This window comes from Paenibacillus sonchi, from assembly GCF_016772475.1.
Lineage (GTDB): Bacteria > Bacillota > Bacilli > Paenibacillales > Paenibacillaceae > Paenibacillus_AQ > Paenibacillus_AQ sonchi.
The window spans coordinates 6866856-6889789 of record NZ_CP068595.1 but is presented as its reverse complement, the minus strand read 5'-3'; the positions used below and the strand labels follow the sequence as shown (position 1 = coordinate 6889789).

Genomic DNA, 22934 nt, shown 5'->3' with positions numbered 1-22934 from the left:
TAACGCCGATGAACATCATTTTTTCCTATCTCAAAACCTATAGGGTTGCAGCAATCGCTGCACTTCTGATGATGGTGATCGAACTGGCGGTGGAGCTGTCCCAGCCCCTGCTGATTTCCAGGATTATTGATGACGGAATCAGGGCACAAGACAATCGGATCGTCTGGCTGTGGGGCGGTGTGCTGGTGGTAAGCGCGGTTCTGGCGTTTATTGCGGGCGTGCTGAGCTCTTTTTTTGCGTCCCATGCGAGCCAGGGGTTTGCTTATGATCTGCGGGATCAGTTGTATGAAAAGGTCCAGTCCTTCACCTATGCCGTGTTCAGCCGCTTTCCGACCTCTTCCTTAATCACCCGCCTTACTGCGGATGTGTCCCAGCTGCAGGATACGATCTTCATGGGGCTCCGTTTTATGACCCGTGTGCCGCTCGTTGTAGCGGGCAGCGTGGTTATGGCGCTGGTTGTACAGGTGAAGCTGGGGCTGCTGCTGGCGCTGACCCTTCCGGTACTTATTGCCTTTCTGCTCTGGGTGATGAAAAAGGCATCGGTGTTATTCCGCAGTGTGCAGAACCGGCTGGATGGAGTCAACAGTGTGATTCAGGAGAATCTCACCGGCATCCGGCTGATCCGGGTGTTTGTACGCATGAACCATGAGATTGCCCGGTTCGCCGCATTCAGCGGGGAGCTGATGAAGTCCACGGTCGCAGCCTTGCGGCTCACAGAAACCTCGGCCCCGCTTATTATGCTGATTGTAAATGCCGGGATTATGCTGGTGCTGTGGTTTGGGCGGATCGAAATATCGACCGGGGAGGCCACTCTAGGGCAGACGGTCGCCGTCATTAACTATTCCCTGCGTACGATTGGCGCTTTGTCGGCGTTGTCCTGGATTATGGCGACCTTTTCCCGGGCCAGGGCTTCCTCGCAGCGGATTCAGGAAGTGATGTCGGCAGATGAACTGGAAGCCAAGGAAATGGCAGCGGTTACTGCAAGGGAGATTGCTCCAATCCGGGGTAAGGTTGAATTTCGGCAGGTCAGCTTCCGTTATCCGCAGAGTGATATTGCCGTGCTGGAGGATATTACCTTTACGGTGCAGCCCGGAGAACGGGTAGCGATTATGGGGGCAACCGGGTCAGGCAAATCCTCGCTGGTGGGACTGATTCCCCGTCTGTATGAGCAGAGCGGCGGAGTTATCCTGATCGACGGAGCATCAAGCGCGGAAGTGGAAATATCCAGGCTGCGCGGAGCTATTGGATATGTGCCTCAAGAGGTTCTGCTGTTTACCGGCTCTGTAAGGGAGAATATTGCCTGGGGCAATCCGCAGGCGACTCAGGACGAGATTGAACAGGCGGCCATGGCCGCGCAAATTCATGAGACGGTCAAAAAGCTGCCGAATGGCTACGATACCATGCTGGGACAGCGGGGAGTCAATCTGTCCGGTGGACAGAAGCAGCGGCTGACGATAGCCAGAGCGCTGGTAAGAAAGCCTGCTGTTCTGATACTGGATGACAGCACCAGCGCACTGGATGCGGTTACCGAAAGCCGGCTGCTGGCGGAGCTGAAGGGGATGTCCTGCACTACTTTCTAATCACGCAAAAAATCAGTTCGACCGTATCCGCCGACCTTATCCTGCTGCTGGACGAGGGCAGACTGATTGCACAGGGCACACATGAAGAGCTGATGGACCGTTCGGAGCTGTACCGGAAAATCAATGAATCTCAGCACAGGGAGGGGGTGCAGCATGTTCAAAGCATTACTTGAGCCTTTTCGCCATCCGAAGCTGAATGTAGGGCTTGGAGACGCGGCAAGCTTCGGGTCGCCGCGAGGGCGCAAGCCGAAGGCTACGGCCAAGGACTGGTCCGCCACGCTCCGCAGAATCTGGAGTTATCTGGCGAAACGCAAGGCGAAGCTGGTTCTGGTGCTGGTCATGGTGCTTCTCAGCTCCGGGCTTGCACTGCTCGGACCTTATCTGATCAGCAGGGCAGTGGACCATTATCTGGAGAGGGACGGGGGCAGAACCTGGGGAATCTTCCTGATTACGCTTGCTGTTGTCTATTTGCTGAATTCGCTGACTTCCTGGCTGCAGAACATCTGGATGATTGAAATTGCCCAGGAGACGGTATACCGGATGCGTACGGACCTGTTTGCGCACCTTCACCGGCTGCCGATTCCGTTCTTCAACCGCAGGCAGCAAGGTGAAATTATGAGCCGTCTGACCAATGATATTGAGAATATCAGTTCTACGCTGAACAGCTCGGCGATCCAGATTTTCTCCAGTGTGCTGACTCTGCTGGGCACCGTGGGGGTGATGCTGTGGCTCAGCCCGCTGCTCACGCTGCTGACCTTCATTGTGGTCCCGCTGATGATCCTCGGCATGCGCTGGATTACGCGGCGGACGGGCCCGCTGTTCAAGGAGCGCCAGCGCAACATGGGGGAACTGAACGGCTTCATTGAGGAAACGTTGTCCGGCCAGCGGATCATCAAGGCTTTTTCACAGAAGGAACGGGTAATCAGCGGCTTCCGGGAGCGCAATGCGCGGATCATGCTGTCGGGCTACTGGGCCCAGGCCATCTCCGGCTTCATCCCGAAGCTGATGAACGGCCTGAACAATCTCAGCTTTGCGATAGTTGCCGGTGTCGGCGGTCTGCTGGCCATCCGGGGATTGGTCACGGTAGGTGTCATTATCGCATTCGTAGAATATACACGCCAGTTCACACGGCCGCTGAATGATCTCGCGAACCAGTGGAACACGCTGCTGTCGGCGATTGCCGGTGCGGAGCGGGTGTTCGAGGTGCTGGATGAGGGAGCAGAGGCGAAGGATGAAGGGGCTGCCGTATCGTTGGATCATGTGGAAGGCACGGTGAAGTTCTCCGGGGTGTCCTTCTCCTATGACGGCGGGGCGGACACGCTGCAGGATATCAGCTTTGAGGCTAAGCCCGGCGAGATGATCGCGCTGGTCGGGCCTACCGGGGCAGGCAAAACCACCCTGATCGGGCTGCTGTCCCGCTTCTATGACCCTGACAAAGGCAGCATTACGCTGGATGGCAGGGAGCTGTCTTCGATCCGCCGGGAAAGCCTGCGCAGCCATATGGCCTTTGTGCTGCAGGATTCGTTCCTGTTCAAGGGAACGATCCGCGACAATATCCGCTACGGCCGGCTGGATGCCAGCGACGGGGAAGTGGAGGCGGCGGCGAAGCTGGCCAACGCCCATTCTTTTATTATGCGGATGAAAGGCGGCTACGAGCGGATGCTGTCGGTTGACGGCAGCGGCATCAGCCAGGGGCAGAAGCAGCTGCTGGCCATCGCGCGGGCGATTCTCGCCAATCCGTCCATGCTGGTGCTGGATGAAGCGACCAGCAGCATCGATACCGTGACAGAGATCAAGATTCAGGAGGGGCTGCAGGCGCTGATGAAAGGCCGGACCAGCTTCGTAATCGCCCACCGGCTGGGCACCATCCGCGCGGCAGACCGCATTCTGGTGCTCCAGGGCGGACGGCTGCTGCAGCAGGGGTCACATGAAGAGCTGCTGCAGGAGGGCGGATTGTACAGTGAACTGGTGCGGGGTTCATCGGATTCAGCGGCAGGATAGAATTAGTAAAGGCAGCCCCGAATGTCCTCGAGGTTGCCTTTTTAGACATAAGCCGGTGAGGGTAGCTAGTGGGAAAAGGGAGCTTATTTCTCCCGAAATCAGCAAATTGTGAGATTGGAGTGGAAAAAGGAAACTTAATCGGGCCGTATTCCTCCGTCGGGAGTGAAATGGGCTGAATTAGTTTCCCTTTTTCCACCTCGCATGAGGTGAATAGTGGGAATGAGGCAAATTAGTTATCCTTTTTCCACTTGAACTGGCCGAAGGATTCGGAAATAGTTCTCGAGGTGACACGACACTGAAATCCAAAACGGCTACGTTGCCCGGTGAAGGACTGCGCAGCCGTTTCTGGTTGAAAGGTGGAGCGATTAAAACCTACCCGCCGGAGTTTATCGGATTAGCTGGTGGCATCCGGCGAGGGGGGGTGCTGCGTCTTTTGCTTCTCCCTGAATCTGGGGCCCACATAATTGCGCTTCCGGTCACGGGTCAGAATCCAGCCGCCAAGAAAACTCATACCGGCCAGGAACAGGAGCAGCCCTCCGCCAAAGTGCAGCCAAGCAAAAACAGGGGTGGCCGTATCGTCTCCATGCATGGAAATATAGTTGAAGATATCATCTTTCATCATCAGGAAGCCTTTCATCGCCAGGAGGCCGGGCACAACCAGAATCAGGATGGCAATAAAGCGTGTGGTCAACAGTTTCATGAGTGTCCCCCTTATCCATCATCCCTTTGAATTCACCCCTATGATAACGCTTCAATGGGGAAAAGTCCATGGATATATGACGTTTGTAAGTTTTGTTATGCACATAAAAGAGAGTACAATGTAATAGGTTAATTCAGACTAGAGTCACGACTGGAGGATACATATATGACGATTTCATGCGACGTAGCCATCCTTGGCGGAGGGACCGGAGGTTATGTGGCGGCGATCCGCGCTGCCCAGCTCGGAAAGTCTGTCGTGGTCATTGAAATGGACAAACTGGGCGGAACCTGTCTGCACCGCGGCTGCATTCCCAGCAAATCGCTGCTGCGCAGTGCCGAGGTATACGCTGAAATACAAGAGAGCGAGAGTTACGGCATTGAAACTGCAGGTGTACAGCTGGTGTTCCCGAAGGTGCAGGCCCGCAAGGAGGCTGTAGTCGAGCAGCTGCATCAGGGCGTGCAATTTCTGATGCGCAAGAATAAAATTCAGGTGCTGAAGGGAAAAGGACGGATTATTGGTCCTTCGATTTTCTCTCCGCGCAGCGGCGCGGTGGCTGTGGAGCTGGAGAACGGCGAGATGGAGACTGTCGTTTCCGGCAATCTCATCGTAGCAACCGGCTCGCGTCCGCGTGTGCTGCCCGGCCTCAAGCCGGATGGCAAGGTGATTCTGAGCAGCGAGGAAGCCCTGACGCTGGAAGAGCTTCCCGCTTCCATTATTATTGTCGGCGGCGGAGTCATTGGTGTGGAATGGGCCTCGATGCTGGCGGATTTCGGCGTAGAGGTCACTGTGGTAGAAGCCGCCGGCCAGCTGCTGCCGCTTGAGGATGAGGAGATTGCCCGCGAGCTGCTGCGGCTGCTGAAGAAACGCGGCGTCAAAGTCCTGACAGGGACCGCTGTTGATGCCGAAACCTGTGTGATTACGGAATCGGAAGTCACCATTGAAGCCCGCAAGGGCGAACAGACGCAGAGCCTGTCTGCCGAAAAACTGCTGGTATCCGTAGGCAGAGTAGCCAACATAGAGAACATCGGGCTGGAGAATACCGATATTCATTTTGGCAAAGGTGTTATTGAAGTCAATGACAATATGCAGACCAACGAGCCGCATATCTACGCAATTGGCGATTGCATCGGCGGGCTGCAGCTGGCCCATGCCGCAAGCCACGAAGGCATCCGGGCGGTGGACCATCTGGCAGGTGAGACGCTTCATCCGTACCACCCGCATCTGGTGCCGCGCTGTGTGTATACCCGGCCGGAGGTGGCGAGTGTGGGATACACCGAAAAAGAGGCCAGAGCGCTTGGAGCGGATGTGGTTACAGGCAAATTTCCTTTTTCAGCCATTGGCAAAGCGATTGTCTACGGGATGAAAGACGGATTCGTCAAGGTCGTTGCCGACCGCAGCAGCGGCGATATTCTCGGTGTGCAGATGATCGGCCCCCATGTTACGGATCTGATCGGGGAAGCGGCGCTGGCACAATTGCTGGATGCCACCCCTTGGGAGATCGGGGAAGCGGTTCATGCCCATCCGACGCTCTCCGAGATCATCGGCGAAGCGATGCTCGCCGTGGATGGAAGAGCAATCGGATTCTAGTTCACGATGAAAGCCTCCACGGGAATGCCGGACGGAGCTGAAGGCGCCGTAGGCGTCAAAACAGCTGCATACCGGATTTTCGTGGCTTTTCTTTTTCATGGGAAAGGGATTATAATAGACTGGAACCAAATTTAGTACCTGGTTATAGGATCAGGGCATAGATTAGGCTTAATGTATGTTTTTCAGTGCAAGTGCGGAGTTTATCCAGGAAGCATCGCTTTTTAAGCCAACACAAGAATATGCTTCCGAAGCAAGTTTTGTATGAAGTGGATCAAGGAAGCGTATGCTGACAAAACTTTTAGGAGGTACCTCATATGGAATCGCAAGGTACTGTAGAAACCATTAACAGACACAAGCCGCTTGGACTTAGTGACGGCCAGGTCATCGATATGTACAGAACCATGCAGCTCGGGCGGAAATACGATGAGCGCAGCCTGCTGCTGCAGCGGGCCGGGAAGATCAATTTCCATGTCTCGGGCATCGGGCAGGAGGCAGCTCAGGTCGCCGCTGCATTTGCGCTTGACCGGGAGAACGATTATTTTTTGCCATACTACCGCGACTATGCGTTTGTGCTGTCCGTGGGCATGACTACGCGTGAGCTGATGCTCTCGGTATTCGCCAAGGCGGAGGACCCCAACAGCGGCGGGCGGCAGATGCCGGGCCATTTCGGCAGCAAACGCCTGCGGATTGTGACCGGGTCCAGTCCGGTGACGACACAGGTGCCGCATGCGGTGGGTTTTGCCCTGGCAGCCAAAATGCAGAAGAAGAAATTTGTTTCCTTTGTCACCTTCGGGGAAGGCTCCAGCAACCAGGGGGATTTCCATGAAGCGTGCAATTTCGCCGGTGTGAATAAGCTGCCGGTCATCATTTTTTGCCAGAACAACCAATACGCGATTTCTGTACCTGCCCACAAACAGCTTGGCGGTAAAGTCAGTGACCGTGCGTTGGGCTATGGCTTCCCGGGGGTCCGGGTGGACGGCAATGATCCGCTGGAGGTATACCGCGTGGTGAAGGAAGCGCGTGAGCGTGCGCTTGCCGGAGAAGGGCCGACCCTGATTGAAGCGATGATGTACCGCCTGTCCCCGCACTCTACGTCGGACAATGATCTGGCGTACCGGACGAAGGAAGAAGTGGATGCCAATTGGGCAAACGACGGCATTGCCGCCTTCCGCAGCTATCTGACTGAACTCGGATTGTGGAGCGATGAGCAGGAGAGCGATCTGGCTGCAGAATACAATCTGGAGCTCAAGGCTGCGATTGAATACGCTGAGAATGCGCCGTTTCCGAAACCGGAAGATACGCTGCTGCATGTGTACAGCGAATCTGACCTTAAGGGAGGAGCCTAACCCATGGCGATTATGGAATATATCGATGCCATCCGGCTGGCAATGAAGGAAGAGATGGAGCGCGATGAATCGGTGTTCGTGCTGGGTGAGGACGTTGGTGTCAAGGGCGGTGTCTTCACCACCACCAAAGGGCTGCAGGAGCAGTTCGGAGAGGAGCGCGTAATGGATACGCCGCTGGCGGAGTCCGCGATTGCCGGAGTGGCTATCGGTGCAGCCATGTACGGCATGAAGCCGATTGCTGAAATGCAGTATTCCGATTTTATGCTTCCGGCGACCAACCAGATCATCAGCGAAGCCGCCAAAATCCGCTACCGCTCCAATAACGACTGGAGCTGTCCGGTAGTGATCCGCGCGCCGATCGGCGGAGGGATTTTCGGCGGGCTGTACCACTCCCAGTGCCCGGAATCCATTTTCTTTGGCACACCGGGACTGAAGATTGTAGCCCCGTATTCGGCCTATGATGCCAAGGGGCTGCTGAAGGCGGCCGTGCGTGACCCTGATCCGGTCCTGTTCTTCGAGAACAAGAAGTGCTATAAGCTGATCAAGGAGGATGTGCCGGAAGGAGATTACACGGTTCCTATCGGTGAAGCGAACCTGCTGCGGGAAGGCAGCGATATTACCGTGATCGGGTATAGTCTGCCGCTGCATTTTGCGATGCAGGCGGCGGAGGAGCTGGAGCGCGAGGAAGGCATTACCGCGCATATCCTTGATCTGCGCACCCTGCAGCCGCTGGACCGCGAGGCCATTATTGCCGCCGCCCGCCAGACCGGCAAGGTGCTGATTGTCCACGAGGACAACAAGACCGGGGGCATCGGCGGCGAAGTGGCGGCGATCATCGCCGAACACTGCCTGTTCGAGCTGGATGCGCCGATCTTCCGCCTCTGTGGCCCCGATGTGCCGGCGATGCCGATCAGCCCGCCGATGGAGAAGTTTTTTATGCTGAGCAAAGATAAAGTGAAAGCCGAAATGCTGCGCCTGGCGCAGTATTGATCGTTCGTTCCAGATAGATTGAATTTGAGAAATTGAAGGGCAGCTCATCGTTATAAGGCCGCTCATTGTTGTATAGTTTGAACTTGAAGCTCTGTAATCTTTATTGTGGTAAGTAGATTTTTGGCATGATTGCACTTCGTGCAATAGACATTCATGCCGCCCATTGGCGGCAGTTCAGACGATGAAATCTCGGAGAAGGCCCTCAATTTAGCTTCGCCAAATTCGAGGCTTCCATAACAATGTCGTATGAATCGGACATTGTTATTTCAGGATAGAATGCTGATTGTTCTGCGTCAAACCGCATTCTGCTGTATTTCGTGCAACAGATTTCTGGATTTGGAGTCAAAAACCGCTTCTTCTGGAATTCTAGTGTACAAAGTGTAATAGATTGAGCTTTTTGGCCGATTTAAGGGTCAGCTGCTGCATAAAGTGCAATAGAACCTTCATGCCGCCGCACTGCACCCTAGAGGGATGCAAATATGAGCGTGAAAATGAATGTGCAGGATAGAATGCGGGTTGACCTGCTTGGAAAGAGGTTTTGGAAAGAGATTCGCGCCGGATGGGTGGGCGTACTTGCTCCCCTTCGTATTTGTTAAGTTCAAGTTTGTTAAGTTCAAGTTATATAGTGGAAAAAGTATCACTAATCGAACGCGTTCGGCTTATGGAGAAGCCTATGTGGGAAAAAGTACCACTAATCCGGCTGAAAGAGGCCATGTGAGATGAAAATGCCTGAATTAGGTGTACAAAATCCAACTAAAACCTTCTGTCGCCAGGATTTCGGCGAAATTAGTTTTACTTTTTCCACTTAGCTTCATGTTCCTGATGAGCTTCATTGCATTTTGCAAGGGGGCAAGTTCTCCAGTTCAACTTATATAGATAGTAAGCATCGCTTACAAAACTTTAAGGAGTGACATTATGTCTGACAACACAAAGCTGACCGATGTGATCATGCCGCAGCTGGCAGAGTCGCTGGTGTCGGCAACGATCGGGAAATGGCTGAAGCAGCCCGGAGATTCCATCGAGCAGTACGAACCGCTCTGTGATCTGATTACGGATAAAGTCAATGCGGAGCTGCCGGCCACGGTGGACGGCACGCTGGTAGAGCTGCTGGCCGAAGAAGGCCAGACCGTCAGCGTGGGCGAAGTGATCGCCCGCATTGCGGTAGCAGCTCCGGCCGCGCCAAGCGCACCGGCAGTACCCGCCGCAGGCGCGCCTGCGGCGGGTACTGCGCCTGCGGCGCAGGACTCGTCCCGCCCGGCTGCGTCCCGCCCGGCTGCGTCCCGCCCGGCTGCGTCCCGCCCGGCTGCGTCCCGCCCGGCTGCGTCCCGCCCGGCTGCGTCCCGCCCGGCTGCGTCCCGCCCGGCTGCGTCCCGCCCGGCTGCGCCAAGCCCGGCTCCGGCAGCGGGCAGACCGGCGGCGCCTGCCGCTGCTTTTGACGCATCGGCACCGATGCGCTCGCGGTATTCCCCGGCGGTGCAGACGCTTGCCGCGGAGCATGGCATCGAGCTTACGGCTGTGCCGGGGACCGGTCTGGGCGGCCGCATCACACGCAAGGACGTGCTGACGTTCCTGGATAACGGCGGCGCAGCAGCAGCGGTGGCTACCGCTGCACCTGTTCCGGCATCTGCCGGACAGCAGGCACCGGAAGCTTTGCAGCAGCCTGCTTTCCAGGTGATTCAGGAAGAAGTGCAGGAAGCGCTGGAGCCGGTTCGCCAATCCGGCCTGCACCTCAGCGAAACTCCGCGTATCCCTACAATAGAAGTAGAGGGCGGACGGGGCAGCAGCTCGGAATATCTGATTGATGTTACGCCGATCCGCAACACCATTGCGACAAGAATGCGCCAGAGTGTCTCGGAGATTCCGCATGCCTGGACGATGATCGAAGTTGATGTGACCAATCTGGTTATCCTGCGCAATAAGCTGAAGGATGAGTTCAAGCGCAAGGAAGGCATTAACCTGACTTATCTGGCTTTTCTGATGAAGGCTGTCGTCAGTGCCATTAAGGATTATCCGATTATGAACTCCGTCTGGGCCGTGGACAAAATCATCGTCAAACGCGACATTAACATCTCGCTGGCCGTCGGCACCGAGGATTCCGTTATGACGCCGGTCATCAAAAAGGCTGACCAGAAGAATGTCGCGGGGCTTGCCCGTGAAATCGATGAACTGGCGATGAAGACCCGCGAAGGCAAGCTGCGCCTGGAGGATATGCAGGGCGGAACCTTTACAGTCAATAACACCGGTTCTTTTGGCTCAATTCTGTCTTACCCGATTATCAACTATCCGCAGGCCGCCATTCTGACCTTTGAATCCATCGTCAAAAAGCCTGTAGTCATCAACGATATGATCGCCGTGCGTTCCATGGCCAATATCTGCCTGTCGCTGGACCACCGGATTCTGGACGGCGTGATTTGCGGACGCTTTTTGCAGCGCATCAAGGATAATGTGGAAGGCTATACGCCGGACACGAAGTTGTATTAAGGAATGGTATAACCCTGTAACAGGAGACTGTAATCCAAAGGGGACCTGAGAGCATGAGCAGCACAGAACTAAGCTTATTGGAAGTTTCATATCTGCCTCTCATTGAATATGGAGCAGCCTGGGAGCTGCAAAAGGCTGCGGTTCAGGCGATTGATGCCGGAACAGGGCCGGAGCGGCTGATTCTTTTGCAGCATCCTCCGACCTATACCATCGGCTCGCAGCATCATCCCGAACATCTGCTTCTCAGCGCCGGGCAGCTTAAGGAAAAAGGCATCGCGCTGTTTGAAATTGACCGGGGAGGAGATATTACATATCATGGGCCCGGTCAATTGGTTGGCTACCCGCTGCTGAAGCTGGGGATGGACGGCAAGGTGGATTTGCATGGCTATCTGCGGCGGCTGGAAGCTGTCATCATTGATTTTTTGGCAAGCTATGGCATTGAGGGGAGCCGGAAGCCGGAGTATACCGGAGTATGGGTCGGGGATCAGAAAATCTGCGCGATCGGGGTCAAATTCAACAAGAGCAAACACCGCAGAGGTTTCATCACCAGCCACGGGTTCGCGTTCAATGTCACCGCAGGGATCGGAGAACAGGGATTCCAGGGGATTATTCCCTGCGGGATTGCCGAGTACGGCGTTACCTCGCTGGAGGAATGTGCCGGGCGTTCCTTTGAGCTGGGGGAAGTAGCCAGGGAGCTGGTGCCTTGTTTTCTTAAGCATTTTCCTTATAAAGCAGCGGCTGCTGTGGAACCGACGGATATGCTGCAGACCGATTAAGACGCGTACAGACAAGTGCGGTCAAGTCAAATAGCGCCCGGAGTATCCGGACGCTATTAATAACGGGCCGAGGCGGCAATTAACCGGCCAGAAAAGGCTCCAGGACGAAGAGCACGGTAGAGGCGATCATGGCGAGCAGCATAACATAGATAACGATGCGGAACCATTTTTGACGTTGCATGAGTGACTCCTTTGGAATTAGTGTAAGTTAAAAGCATATGAAATGTTTAGCGCAATACTATCATTGTAACGTATCCGTGAAAGAGAGGGAAGTCCGATGATCTCACAAGAACGCTTGATTCAGGAATTCATGGAGCTTGTCCGTGTAGACAGTGAAACAGGGAACGAACGGCAGATTGCCGACGTGCTAATTGAAAAATTCAGCGCCCTGGGCCTTACCGCTATTGAAGATGATTCCAAGGAGCGCACAGGACACGGGGCGGGCAATCTGTTCGTGACCTGGCCTGCCGAGGAAGGAACGGCTGCACCCAAGCTGCTGTTCACCTGCCATATGGACACCGTTGTTCCCGGCAAAAATATTCAGCCTTCCCTTGGTGAAGACGGCTGGATTACCAGCGACGGCAGCACGATTCTCGGCTCGGATGACAAGGCCGGCCTTGCAGCCCTGTTCGAAGCCATCCGTGTCATTCAGGAGCAGAAGCTGGCGCACGGACAAATTCAGTTTGTCATTACCGCAGGAGAAGAGTCGGGGCTGCTGGGTGCCCGGAACATGGACCCGTCCCACCTGGATGCTGAGTTTGGCTTTGCGCTGGATTCCAACGGCGAAGTTGGAGCCATTGCTGTAGCAGCGCCCGCCCAGGCGAAGGTGACGATGCAGATTTTTGGCAAATCCGCTCATGCCGGTGTCAATCCCGAAGATGGAATCAGCGCCATTCAAGTCGCCAGCAAGGCGATTTCGGCGATGAAGCTTGGACGCATCGACAATGAAACAACAGCCAATATCGGCAAATTTGCCGGCGGCGGCCCGACGAATGTGGTCTGTGACCATGTGCAGCTGGATGCGGAAGCGCGGAGCATTGTGCAGGAGAAGGTAGAGCTGCAGATCGCTTCCATGCGTGAAGCGCTGGAGACTACGGCCCGTGAATACGGCGCAGAGAGCGAATTCCGCAGTGAGATCATCTATCCGGCATTCAGCTTCAATGAGCACGATCCTGTGGTGCAGCTGGCGGAACGTGCGATTACCTCTATGGGGCTGACCCCACGGCAATTCCCGTCCGGCGGCGGCAGCGATGCCAACGTGTTCAACGGATTGAAGGTGCCAACGGTAAATCTGGCAGTCGGCTATGAAAATATTCATACTACCAAAGAGCGGATCAAAGCCGGGGATATCGCCAAGGTAGCCGAACTCGTTGTAGCTATTGTAAAAGAAAGTGTAAAAGGCTAACCCCCGCTGGCGGCAGCATTGGCTGCTGCTGTGAAATGCATGAAGGAGCTGTCTCCGGTAGATCCCCGGGAACAGCTCCTTGTGTTTACGCGGCCTGATGCATATCAGGGCGGCTGCCAAGCGGGAGACTATCCGGCTTTGGAGGCGCTGTTCCGCGGTTCAGAGTGCAGCATAAGGATGTAGGCCAGAGGCATATCACGCCCATATTGCTTGATCCACCCGGCCATGACGGCCCTTATTTGTTCCGGTTTACCTACCATTGTGACGGCGGATGAGCTTGTACGGACAAGGATATCATTCATGCCTGCATTCCTTCTTTCCTCTTAAGTTTGCTATAATACACCCTATGCATACCGAAGCTAAAGGAGACCATAAACCTATGAAAAAAGATGAAATTAACCGCAACCCCGCACTGGACGAAGAAACCTTGTCCACTAAGCCGATTTTCGAAGGCAAAATCATTTCGCTGCAGGTGGATACGGTCAAGCTGCCTGACGGCAATACGGCAACGCGCGAGGTCGTGAAGCATCCGGGGGCTGTAGCCGTATTGGCGCTGAACCAGGGCAAGATGCTGGTCGTTGAGCAGTACCGCCAGCCGATGCACCGCACGGAAGTGGAGATCCCCGCAGGCAAGCTGGATCCAGGCGAAGACCCGCTGGCTGCGGCCGGGCGCGAGCTTCAGGAAGAGACCGGTTTTCACAGCGGGGAGCTGAAGCTGCTGAAGTCCTTTTATACCTCACCCGGCTTTGCGGATGAAATCATTCACTTATATGTGACGGATAATGCCCAGCCTGGGGATATGGCGCTGGACGAGGATGAGTTTCTGGAGGTTTCCGAGCTTACACTGGAGGAAGCGTATCAATACATTGCGGATGGACGCATAGCCGATGCCAAAACAATGATGGCGGTCTACGCCTGGCACCTATATACGCTTACAGGCCAATGGCACTAGGGGCTAAGCTGCGGAGTTATTATTGCGACCTGCATGTGCATATCGGGCGGACATCGGCAGGACAAGCTGTCAAAATCAGCGGCAGCAGCAGCCTTACCTTCGCCGGAATCGCCAAGGAAGCTGCGCAGCGCAAGGGGATGGAGCTGATCGGCATCATCGACAGCCATGCGCCGGGAGTGCTGGCGGATATCCGCGCACTGCTCGCCTCCGGCGAGATGAGCGAAGCGGAAGGCGGCGGTATTGCCTACCAGGGAACGACCATTGTGCTGGGGACGGAAATTGAAATCCGCGAGCCTGGGCGAAAAGAGTGCCATGTCCTGGCCTTCCTGCCGGACCTTGCAGCCATGGAGGATTTCAGCAGCTGGATGGGCAAGCATATGCGGAACCTTAATCTGAGTTCCCAGCGGCTGTATGTTCCGGCCCGGGACCTGCAGGATGAGATCTGCGGCCGGGGCGGCATTCTAATTCCGGCACATATTTTTACGCCGCATAAAGGACTGTACGGCTGTACAGCCGAGCGGATGGCCGAGCTGTTTGACCTGGAGCGGATCGCTGCAGTGGAGCTTGGGCTGAGCGCCGATTCTGAAATGGCCGGGTATATCTCAGAGCTTGATCCTTTACCCTTCCTGACGAACTCGGATGCCCATTCCCTTGGCAAGATCGGCCGTGAGTATAATGTAATCGAAATGGAAAAACCTTCGTTCAATGAGCTGAAGCTCGCCCTCGCGAGGCAGGAAGGACGCAGGGTCAGCGGCAACTTTGGGCTGAATCCCCGGCTGGGCAAATATCACCGCACCTATTGTGCGGGCTGCGGCAGCATAGTCGATGAAGCGTATGCTACGTCGGAGCGCTGCCCGTATTGCGGCAGCCAGAAGCTGGTCCAGGGTGTATTCGACCGGATTCTGGCCATCGCCGACCGCGGGCAGCCTCTGATCCCGGCGCATCGGCCACCGTATCACTACCAGGTGCCGCTGGAATTTATTCCGGGGCTTGGCAAGCGTAAGCTGGAGGCGCTGCTGGCGGCTTTTGGCACGGAGATGAGAATCCTGCACGCTGCCGGTGAGGAAGAGCTGGCTGCTGTCGCCGGAGCAGAGCTGGCCGCGCATATTGTAAAAGCCCGTTCCGGCACGCTGGAGCTGTCCTCCGGCGGCGGCGGGACTTATGGCAAGGTAGTGCGCAAGGACAAGTCATAGAGCGGGGCGTTTTCTCATATGGTGTAACATATGACCGGAAAGGAGAACGTCCCGATGCGCAGTTTGCGGCTGATGATGAAGGAACAAACGCCTCTTTATATTTTTGTCGCGGTATTGTTTTTGGTTGGGGTCGTTTTCGGGGCCTTGATCGTAAGTGCGCTGACGCTGGATCAGCAGCAGGAACTTGGAGATTACCTGGGGAATTTCTTTGTCACGGTGGATCAGCAGGGACTGCCAGCAGCGCCGGACTCCTATTGGGATATTGCTGCGCTGAATCTGAAATGGATCGGCCTGATTTGGATTCTGGGACTGTCCGTGATTGGCCTGCCGGGCATTCTGATCCTCGATTTCCTCAAAGGCGTGCTGATCGGCTTCACCGTCGGCTGCATGGTCAGCGAATATTCCTGGCACGGCATGCTGTTCGCGCTGGTCTCGGTTGCGCCGCATAATCTCGTGCTGATCCCGGTGCTCCTGGTAGGCAGCGCGGCAGCGATTGCCTTTTCCCTGCTGATGATCCGCAGCCAGGTGCTGGGCCAGCTGCGATCTCCGGTTGCCCGTCCTTTTGTCATGTACACGGTGTTATCTTTTGGACTGGCAGTGCTTGTGCTGGGGATTTCCGGCTTCGAGGCCTGGGTGACCCCGACCATGATGCGCTGGGTTACACCCATGCTGGTTTCCAAAGGCTAAGAAAAAAGGAACGCTGCAATCCGTCATATTGGAAATTGGAAATCAGCTTACATAAGGGGAAATGTGCCAAAGAAAGGACCTGCTGCTGCATTCGCTTGCTCCTCCGGTTCTGCTGACCGCCCTGCTCCAAAAGCGTTTGACTTCTCAAAGGCACTCACCCTATAATGGAAGAAGTGATTTGAAGCCCGGTGCGGTAATTTTCCAAGGGGGAGGCAGACAATGGAAGCCCGGATAGATAAGATTAAGCAACAGCTACAATCCCAAGGATATAAGCTCACACCCCAACGGGAAGCAACGTTAAGAGTACTGCTGGAGAATGAGGAAGATCATTTAAGCGCAGAAGATGTTTTCATGCTGGTGAAGGAGAAGGCTCCGGAGATCGGTCTTGCCACTGTCTATCGTACCTTGGAGCTGCTCAGCGAGCTTCATGTCGTGGAGAAGATCAATTTCGGAGACGGCGTGGCCCGTTACGATCTGCGGACAGATACAGCGAAACATCATCATCACCATTTGATCTGCGTGCAATGCGGCACGATGGATGAGATCCGCGAGGATTGGCTGGGGCCGCTGGAAGAACGGCTTGAGAAGGAATTTAATTTTACCGTACTTGATCATAGACTTGATTTTCACGGAATTTGCTACCGCTGCAAGGACAAGAACAACACAGACAGCAATCCTTCCGAATAAGCTTATATAGAAGTTCATCTTGTATAGATGAGGATTTACCGCATAAGCTCTCCCCGGTACGGTTACCGGAGGGGGCTTTTTAAATGATTCAGTTAGTCTTCATACATAATAGAAGCCGCCGGCGCATACAGTGTAGGACGAGTCACTATTTTTAGGAGGAATCCCCATGATCGTCTCAGTGCCCAAAACCATGCGCCGGCTGTATTTTATGACAATGCTGGTGGCCTTGAGCTGTCTTGCTTATTATGCGATGAGCTGGATCAGCAGTTGGATTAATCCTTATGAACAGAGCGAAATCCCCGAAGGCACAGCCATCCGGGCATTCCGGGAGGTTCCGCATTCCCCCGAAGGGCTGAGTGCCGGAGAGAGGCTGCGGTTTTATTACTGGTACGGAGAGTAAGGAATGTGCCGCAAGCAGGAAATGGTTGTGGGTCCGTCGAAAATGCTAAGACGGGGCCCGGCATGGCCTGCTTTTACATAGCCGCCCTGGGCCCCCTATCAAATAGCAGCAGAATGCTGAGAGCAGCCTGAGTCTGACAGGAGCGTGGATTGATGAGGTCACATTTGCAGCCGTTTATGCAGTATTTGTCCGAGGACAAAGGCTTATCGCCAAGCACACTTGAGTCCTACGGACGGGATATCTCGCAGTTTATGGATTTTGCCGATGAGCGGGGGTTGTCCTCTCCGGAAGACATCAAAAGATCACATATTATGCTCTATCTCGCGGCACAGCGCGGAGCCGGGCGCGCAGCCGCAACCGTGAACCGTAATACGGTGTCGCTCCGGGCTTTTTTTCATTATTTGCTGAGGGAACGCTTGATCGGGCAGGACCCGACGCTGGATATGGACAAAATCAAACCAAGCAGCAAGCCGCCTATGGTGCTGAGTGTGGAAGAGATGGACCGGCTGCTGAACGCACCGGGCGACGACACTCCCCAGGGCAGGCGCGATAAGGCGATGCTGGAGCTGCTCTATGCTACGGGCATCCGTGTCTCCGAGCTGATCTCGCTGAACGTGGAGGATGTGCATACGGAAATGAAGTATGTCCGCTGCACCGGGGCTTCCGGCAAGGAGCGGATCGTTCCCATTGGCGCGATGGCCGCTGAAAGTGTAGCCCAGTATACCACGGGCATGCGGGACAAGCTGCTGCGAGGCAATCTGAGTGAACCGGCCTTGTTCCTGAACAGTCTGGGCGGAAGGCTGACCCGCCAGGGGTTCTGGAAGATTATTAAGAAATACGCCCGGGAAGCCCAGATTGAGCAGGATATTACACCGCATACCTTAAGACATTCGTTTGCGGCACACCTGCTGGAGGGTGGAGCGGATCTGCGTTCCGTGCAGCAGATGCTTGGGCATTCCGACATTTCGACTACCCAGATTTATAGCGGAATTGCCCGCAAGAATATGAAGGAAGTCTATGAGAGCCATCATCCTCGGGCGAGATAGCCGGTATTAATGGCCGGATAGGAGCTTACCGCAGCCCTATTTATGCTTAGCGGCAGGCAAAAGATGCTTTTTGTGAGTAAGATCGCTATGATGGAATCATACTGAAACCTAAGGCTCCACTTGGTGGAGCTCTCTTGTTTGAGCTGTGCCCCAAAGACTTGCATACTATCAAAGGAGTGAAGACGGCAATGTCCTCATTTAAACGAATCGGATTTATTGTACTGGACAGTGTAGGTATCGGTGAAGCGCCGGATGCTGAAGGTTTTGGAGATAAAGGGGCCCATACCCTGGGCCATATTTTGGAGCGCGTGCCGGGTCTAAAGCTTCCTAATCTGCAGCAGCTCGGCCTTGCGAATATCGCACCGCTGCCGCCGCTTGCCCCCGTGCCTGCCCCAACCGGATATTACGGTAAAATGCAGGAGGTTTCCGTTGGCAAGGATACGATGACCGGCCACTGGGAGCTGATGGGACTCAAAATTGAGATTCCCTTCAATACCTACCCGGACGGCTTCCCGGCCGAACTGATCGAGAAATTTGAAGCGGCTACCGGCCGCAAGGTCATCGGCAACAAGCCGGCCTCCGGCACCGAGATTCTGGTGGAGTACGGCGAGGAACAGATGAAGACGGGCGCCTGGATTGTATATACCTCCGCAGACAGTGTGTTCCAGCTTGCCGCGCATGAAGATATTATCCCGCTGGAAGAGCTGTACCGCGCCTGCACAATCGCCCGCGAGCTGACAATGGCTCCCGAATTTTCAGTAGGCCGCGTGATCGCCCGCCCTTATATCGGTGAACCGGGGAAATTCGTACGGACGCCGAACCGTCATGACTACGCCGTGAAGCCGCCGGAGCCAACGGTAATGAACGCGCTGAAGGATATCGGCAAGGACGTGATTGCCGTCGGCAAGATTAACGATATTTTTACGGGTGAAGGGGTTACGGCAGCCTACCCGACCAAAAGCAATGAGCATGGTATCGAAACTACGATTGCGGAGCTGCGCAAGCCGTTTGACGGCTTTTTATTCACCAATCTGGTTGACTTCGATTCCCTGTACGGCCACCGCCGCGATCCCGAGGGTTACGGACACGCACTGGAGGTGTTTGACCAGGCGCTGCCGGAGCTGCTCTCCACACTGACGGAGGACGATCTCCTGATCATCTCGGCAGACCATGGGAACGATCCGATCCACAGCGGAACGGATCATACGCGTGAATATGTGCCGCTGCTGGTCTATAGCCCAAGATTCAAGCATCCGGACAGCCTGGGCATCCGCCGGACCTTCTCCGATGTCGCTGCAACGATTGCCGACAACTTCGGGGCGAAGGCGCCGCAGTACGGGACAAGCTTTTTGGCGGAATTGAAGTAATCAAGCCGATGCTTGCGAGGTAAATTCGTACGATAGAGTTCAGATAAGAAGTTCTGACAACTCATTAGGAGGCAATATAACCATGAACGTAGTAACCCAGAGCAACATTCAGGAAGCAGCCGTCTATATCAAAGATAAATGTCCCGTCGCCCCGGAGATTGGCCTGATTCTCGGCTCCGGCCTTGGCGTCCTGGCGGATCTGATCACCGATGAGGTGGTTATTCCCTATAATGAAATCCCGCATTTTCCTGTGTCCACGGTAGAAGGGCATGAGGGAGAACTGCTGATCGGCATGATCGAGGGACGCCGTGTAGTGATGATGAAAGGCCGCTTCCACATGTATGAAGGCTATGGGCCGGAGACGACGGCTTTTCCGGTTCGCGTGATGAAGGAGCTGGGCGTAGCCAGCCTGCTGGTCACCAATGCCGCTGGCGGCGTGAATACGGACTTCACACCCGGCGATCTGATGCTGATTACCGATCATCTGAACCTCACCGGACGGAATCCGCTGACTGGACCGAATGACAATGCGCTGGGTGTGCGGTTCCCTGACATGTCTACCGCCTACAGCCCCCGCCTGATTGCGGTGGCCAAGGAAGCTGCGGCAGCACAGGGTTTTGAATTCAAGGAAGGTGTCTATGCCGGTCTGCTGGGTCCTTGCTATGAAACCCCGGCCGAGATCGTGATGCTGCGCCGCCAGGGGGCGGACGCGGTAGGAATGTCCACGGTTTCGGAGACGATTGTAGCCCGTCATGCGGGTATTGAAGTGCTGGGGATTTCCTGCATCACCAACATGGCCGCCGGAATTCTGGATCAGCCGCTGAACCATGCGGAGGTTATGGAGACGGCGGATCGAGTGCGTGGGCACTTTTTGAAGCTGGTGCTGGCGTTAATTCCGAAGATGTAGGCCGGAACATTCGGCTGAACTGACTTTTTACCATACACAATTGAGATCCGGGAGGATGTTACTGATGACACAACAACACGCAAATACCCCTTACGGCATGCAGGTGAAAGAAGCCGCTGAATATATTCAAGCCAAATTGGGGGCCTACGCGCCAACAATCGGTCTGATTCTGGGCTCGGGCCTTGGCGATCTGGGCGATCAGATTGAAGATGCGGTGTACTTGCCCTACGAGGAAATTCCCCACTTTCCGCGTTCGACGGTGGAAGGCCATGCCGGACGGTTCGTGATCGGGAAGCTGGAAGGCAAGGACGTTATGATTATGCAAGGCCGTTTTCACTACTATGAAGGCTACGCCATGCGCAAGGTTGTATTGCCTGTATATGTAATGGCCAAGCTGGGCATAGGCACGCTGGTGATTACCAATGCGGGCGGCGGCATGAATCGTTCGTTCAAGGCCGGCGATCTGATGCTGATTACCGACCATCTCAACATGACTGGCGACAACCCGCTGATCGGACCGAATGATCCGGAACTGGGTGTGCGGTTCCCGGACATGTCCCGGGCGTATGACCCTGAATATATTGCGCTGGCCCAAAAGCTGGCGGGTGAAGTAAAAGGCGTGAACGGCGAAACGCTGGTGCTGCAGGAAGGCGTCTATGCCGGGATCAGCGGCCCAACCTACGAAACACCGGCTGAGCTGAAAATGCTCGCAGCCCTCGGGGGAGATGCCGTGGGCATGTCCACTGTGCCGGAAGTGATTGTTGCCAGCCACAGCAGATTGCGTGTGCTCGGCATTACCTGTATTACAGATATGGCGATTGGAGATGAGCTGGAGCCGCTGACGCATGAGCAGGTGGTGAAGGTAGCGAACCTGACGAAGCCGAAATTTATCGGCCTGGTTCGTGCCTTTGTGCGTGAGGTACAGGCATAATGCGGGCAGTTGACCTGATTCAGAAAAAAGAGACGGCGGGGAATTAAGCCGCGAAGAAATCGCCTACCTGATCCAGGGCTACAGCAAAGGCGAAATTCCCGATTATCAGATCTCCGCCTGGGCGATGGCGGTCTATTTCCAGGGGATGAATGCGCGCGAAACCGGCGATCTGACCCTGGAAATGGCCATGTCGGGCGATCAGGTTGACCTTAGCCCGATTGCGGGCATCAAGGTGGATAAACACTCCACCGGCGGTGTGGGTGACAAAACTACAGTTGTGCTTGCTCCGCTTGTTGCCTCCGCCGGCGTACCGGTCGCCAAAATGTCCGGCCGCGGACTGGGACATACCGGAGGCACACTCGACAAGCTGGAATCCATCAGCGGCTTCTCGGTAGAGATGGACCGGGAACGCTTCTTCACCCAGGTTGGCGAAATCGGAGCGGCCGTGATCGGCCAATCGGGCAACATCACCCCAGCGGACAAAAAGCTGTACGCGCTGCGTGATGTAACGGCGACAGTGGAATCGATTCCGCTGATTGCCAGCTCCGTCATGAGCAAGAAAATCGCTGCCGGGGCAGACGCCATTGTCCTCGATGTCAAAACCGGCAGCGGCGCATTCATGAAGACGCTGGACGATTCCATTGCGCTGGCGCAGGCCATGGTCGGTATCGGCACACATCTTGGCCGCAACACGGTGGCCGTCATCAGCGACATGGACCAGCCGCTTGGATACGGCATCGGCAATGCCCTGGAAATCAAGGAAGGCATCGAAACCTTGAAGGGCCAAGGGCCAGCGGACCTGGAGGAAGTCTGCCTGATTCTGGGCAGCCAGATGCTCGTTCTCGGCGGCAAGGCAAAGGACGAGGCGGAGGCACGCGCGATTCTGAAGTCCCATATTGCGGACGGCAGCGCATTGGCCAAGTTCAAGCAGATCGTTGCGGCACAGGGCGGAGACATCACCCAGGTGGAGTCTCCCGGCACGCTGCCGTCTGCGCGGACCTGCATTGAAGTGAAGGCGGTAACTGCCGGGTACGTGGAAAGCATCCAGGCCGAAAAAATCGGCATCGCGGCCATGCTGCTAGGGGCGGGACGCGAAACGAAGGAATCGGCCATTGATCTGGCTGTAGGCATTCAGCTGTCCAAAAAAGTCGGCGACGCTGTAGCCGCAGGTGAAACGATAGCGGTGCTGCATGTGAACGACGCCGGAGCGGACAAGGTGCAGGAGGCCGAAGCCAAGGTGCTGGAAGCCTACCTGATTTCCGCCGAGCCGGTGCCGCCGCAGCCGCTGGTGTTCGCGCTGGTAACCAAGGATGGGGTAACGCGGTATTAATTGGCCGAAGATAAGCAACAGCGGCAGCCCTGGACGGGAAAACGTCCGGGACTGCCGCTGTTTTTATTGAACAGGAACGCAAATTTCGCAATAATGATGATTGACAAGTTCAACGGTATATCGCTCCAGGATGGGTCTTGTTTCATCCAGAGTTAACCCTTGATTCGCCAACTCCGTGAATATATCAACCCAGGCCTTTTGAACAGCTTCTGCGGTATGAGGAATCTTAAATACAGCGTAGCTTCCTCCGCGAATACTGCCCGCGCTGACTTCATCAGAATTTACACTATAATCCTCAGGTACCACCAGACATGCATCATAGCGGCAATTCTCCGGTTCCACCAACGCAGGATTGTCTTGGGCAATCCCGAGGATAACAGACATACTGTCAGTAAAGGAATTAGATTGTACCCACCCTTTAAATTTCTCCATTAACTGTGAGTTGGCCATTCCATAAGGACCCTTCTGTCTCATGTATACAATTTTAGAGGATGGTATGTCTTCAACGGTTACGTTCATATGATCTTCTCTTTCCTATAGAGTACATCGATGCCTGAACCCATCTTAT

At 55.2% G+C, this 22934-nt stretch carries 21 protein-coding genes and 2 pseudogenes; 19 read left to right on the top strand and 4 right to left on the bottom strand.

What is annotated here, in order from left to right; translation table 11 throughout:
* Window positions 1-8: 8 nt before the first annotated feature.
* Together JI735_RS31005 and JI735_RS31000 are read left to right on the top strand one after the other, a co-directional pair.
* Window positions 9-1753: pseudogene (locus tag JI735_RS31005) on the top strand (ABC transporter ATP-binding protein).
* The gene (locus tag JI735_RS31000) at window positions 1734-3581 is read left to right on the top strand and encodes an ABC transporter ATP-binding protein (protein ID WP_202676763.1); all 1848 of its coding nucleotides are present in this window, start codon (window positions 1734-1736) and stop codon (window positions 3579-3581) included. Before JI735_RS31005 ends, JI735_RS31000 begins: the two are co-directional and overlap by 20 nt.
* 394 nt (window positions 3582-3975) lie before the next feature.
* Here JI735_RS31000 and JI735_RS30995 read toward each other — a convergent pair whose 3' ends face one another.
* Complete coding sequence (locus JI735_RS30995) at window positions 3976-4281, bottom strand: DUF2627 domain-containing protein (protein WP_039835038.1); 306 nt, start codon at window positions 4279-4281, stop codon at window positions 3976-3978.
* Between the two features lie 165 nt (window positions 4282-4446).
* Here JI735_RS30995 and lpdA point away from each other — a divergent pair, with 165 nt between their 5' ends.
* The 6 genes from lpdA (at window position 4447) to lipB (ending at window position 11461) form a co-directional block, all read left to right on the top strand.
* Window positions 4447-5868: a dihydrolipoyl dehydrogenase gene (gene lpdA / locus JI735_RS30990; RefSeq protein ID WP_202676762.1), complete on the top strand. Its 1422-nt coding sequence runs from the start codon at window positions 4447-4449 to the stop codon at window positions 5866-5868.
* A 6-nt stretch (window positions 5869-5874) separates the two neighbouring features.
* Window positions 5875-6003: a hypothetical protein gene (locus JI735_RS37105; RefSeq protein ID WP_267919053.1), complete on the top strand. Its 129-nt coding sequence runs from the start codon at window positions 5875-5877 to the stop codon at window positions 6001-6003.
* A gap of 179 nt (window positions 6004-6182) precedes the next feature.
* Entirely contained in the window at window positions 6183-7214 is a 1032-nt protein-coding gene (locus tag JI735_RS30985; protein ID WP_039835035.1) for a thiamine pyrophosphate-dependent dehydrogenase E1 component subunit alpha, read from the top strand.
* Between the two features lie 3 nt (window positions 7215-7217).
* Window positions 7218-8204, top strand: a complete 987-nt coding sequence (locus JI735_RS30980) for an alpha-ketoacid dehydrogenase subunit beta (protein WP_025706662.1) — start codon at window positions 7218-7220, stop codon at window positions 8202-8204.
* Between the two features lie 915 nt (window positions 8205-9119).
* On the top strand, window positions 9120-10685 hold the full coding sequence (locus JI735_RS30975; protein WP_202676761.1) for a dihydrolipoamide acetyltransferase family protein: 1566 nt from the start codon (window positions 9120-9122) through the stop codon (window positions 10683-10685).
* 53 nt (window positions 10686-10738) lie between these two features.
* Complete coding sequence (gene lipB / locus JI735_RS30970; RefSeq protein WP_039836051.1) at window positions 10739-11461, top strand: lipoyl(octanoyl) transferase LipB; 723 nt, start codon at window positions 10739-10741, stop codon at window positions 11459-11461.
* Between the two features lie 79 nt (window positions 11462-11540).
* Here the strand turns inward: lipB and prli42 are convergent, their stop codons facing one another.
* On the bottom strand, window positions 11541-11642 hold the full coding sequence (prli42, locus tag JI735_RS30965; RefSeq protein WP_020429640.1) for a stressosome-associated protein Prli42: 102 nt from the start codon (window positions 11640-11642) through the stop codon (window positions 11541-11543).
* Window positions 11643-11738: 96 nt separating this feature from the next.
* Between prli42 and JI735_RS30960 the strand changes: the two genes are divergently transcribed.
* A complete protein-coding gene (locus JI735_RS30960; protein WP_039836052.1) occupies window positions 11739-12866 on the top strand; it encodes a M20/M25/M40 family metallo-hydrolase in 1128 nt (375 codons plus the stop codon).
* Window positions 12867-12994: 128 nt separating this feature from the next.
* Here JI735_RS30960 and JI735_RS30955 read toward each other — a convergent pair whose 3' ends face one another.
* Window positions 12995-13168 carry a hypothetical protein gene (locus tag JI735_RS30955; protein ID WP_157771406.1) on the bottom strand — a complete coding sequence of 58 codons (174 nt, stop codon included), beginning with the start codon at window positions 13166-13168 and terminating at the stop codon, window positions 12995-12997.
* 77 nt (window positions 13169-13245) lie between these two features.
* Here JI735_RS30955 and JI735_RS30950 point away from each other — a divergent pair, with 77 nt between their 5' ends.
* From JI735_RS30950 to JI735_RS30905, 10 genes and pseudogenes are all read left to right on the top strand, one after another.
* A complete protein-coding gene (locus JI735_RS30950; protein ID WP_051051890.1) occupies window positions 13246-13818 on the top strand; it encodes an NUDIX hydrolase in 573 nt (190 codons plus the stop codon).
* Entirely contained in the window at window positions 13809-15011 is a 1203-nt protein-coding gene (locus tag JI735_RS30945) for an endonuclease Q family protein (protein WP_039836053.1), read from the top strand. The genes JI735_RS30950 and JI735_RS30945 overlap by 10 nt, the downstream gene beginning before the upstream one ends.
* Before the next feature lie 54 nt (window positions 15012-15065).
* Window positions 15066-15698, top strand: a complete 633-nt coding sequence (gene spoIIM / locus JI735_RS30940; RefSeq protein ID WP_039836054.1) for a stage II sporulation protein M — start codon at window positions 15066-15068, stop codon at window positions 15696-15698.
* A 219-nt stretch (window positions 15699-15917) separates the two neighbouring features.
* A complete protein-coding gene (fur, locus tag JI735_RS30935) occupies window positions 15918-16385 on the top strand; it encodes a ferric iron uptake transcriptional regulator (protein ID WP_020429647.1) in 468 nt (155 codons plus the stop codon).
* 166 nt (window positions 16386-16551) lie between these two features.
* Window positions 16552-16785 (top strand): DUF4227 family protein, encoded by a 234-nt coding sequence (locus JI735_RS30930; RefSeq protein ID WP_039836055.1) that lies wholly within the window; start codon window positions 16552-16554, stop codon window positions 16783-16785.
* 152 nt (window positions 16786-16937) lie between these two features.
* Window positions 16938-17831, top strand: a complete 894-nt coding sequence (xerD, locus tag JI735_RS30925; RefSeq protein WP_039836056.1) for a site-specific tyrosine recombinase XerD — start codon at window positions 16938-16940, stop codon at window positions 17829-17831.
* A gap of 188 nt (window positions 17832-18019) precedes the next feature.
* The gene (gene deoB / locus JI735_RS30920) at window positions 18020-19198 is read left to right on the top strand and encodes a phosphopentomutase (RefSeq protein ID WP_202676760.1); all 1179 of its coding nucleotides are present in this window, start codon (window positions 18020-18022) and stop codon (window positions 19196-19198) included.
* An 82-nt stretch (window positions 19199-19280) separates the two neighbouring features.
* Window positions 19281-20105: a purine-nucleoside phosphorylase gene (locus JI735_RS30915; protein WP_039836060.1), complete on the top strand. Its 825-nt coding sequence runs from the start codon at window positions 19281-19283 to the stop codon at window positions 20103-20105.
* A 64-nt stretch (window positions 20106-20169) separates the two neighbouring features.
* Window positions 20170-21036 carry a purine-nucleoside phosphorylase gene (locus JI735_RS30910; protein ID WP_083886766.1) on the top strand — a complete coding sequence of 289 codons (867 nt, stop codon included), beginning with the start codon at window positions 20170-20172 and terminating at the stop codon, window positions 21034-21036.
* Window positions 21036-22366, top strand: a pseudogene (locus JI735_RS30905) (pyrimidine-nucleoside phosphorylase). The gene JI735_RS30910 and the pseudogene JI735_RS30905 overlap by 1 nt, the downstream one beginning before the upstream one ends.
* Window positions 22367-22429: 63 nt before the next feature.
* Here JI735_RS30905 and JI735_RS30900 read toward each other — a convergent pair.
* Window positions 22430-22885 carry an AraC family transcriptional regulator gene (locus tag JI735_RS30900; protein ID WP_039836062.1) on the bottom strand — a complete coding sequence of 152 codons (456 nt, stop codon included), beginning with the start codon at window positions 22883-22885 and terminating at the stop codon, window positions 22430-22432.
* Between the last annotated feature and the right edge of the window lie 49 nt (window positions 22886-22934).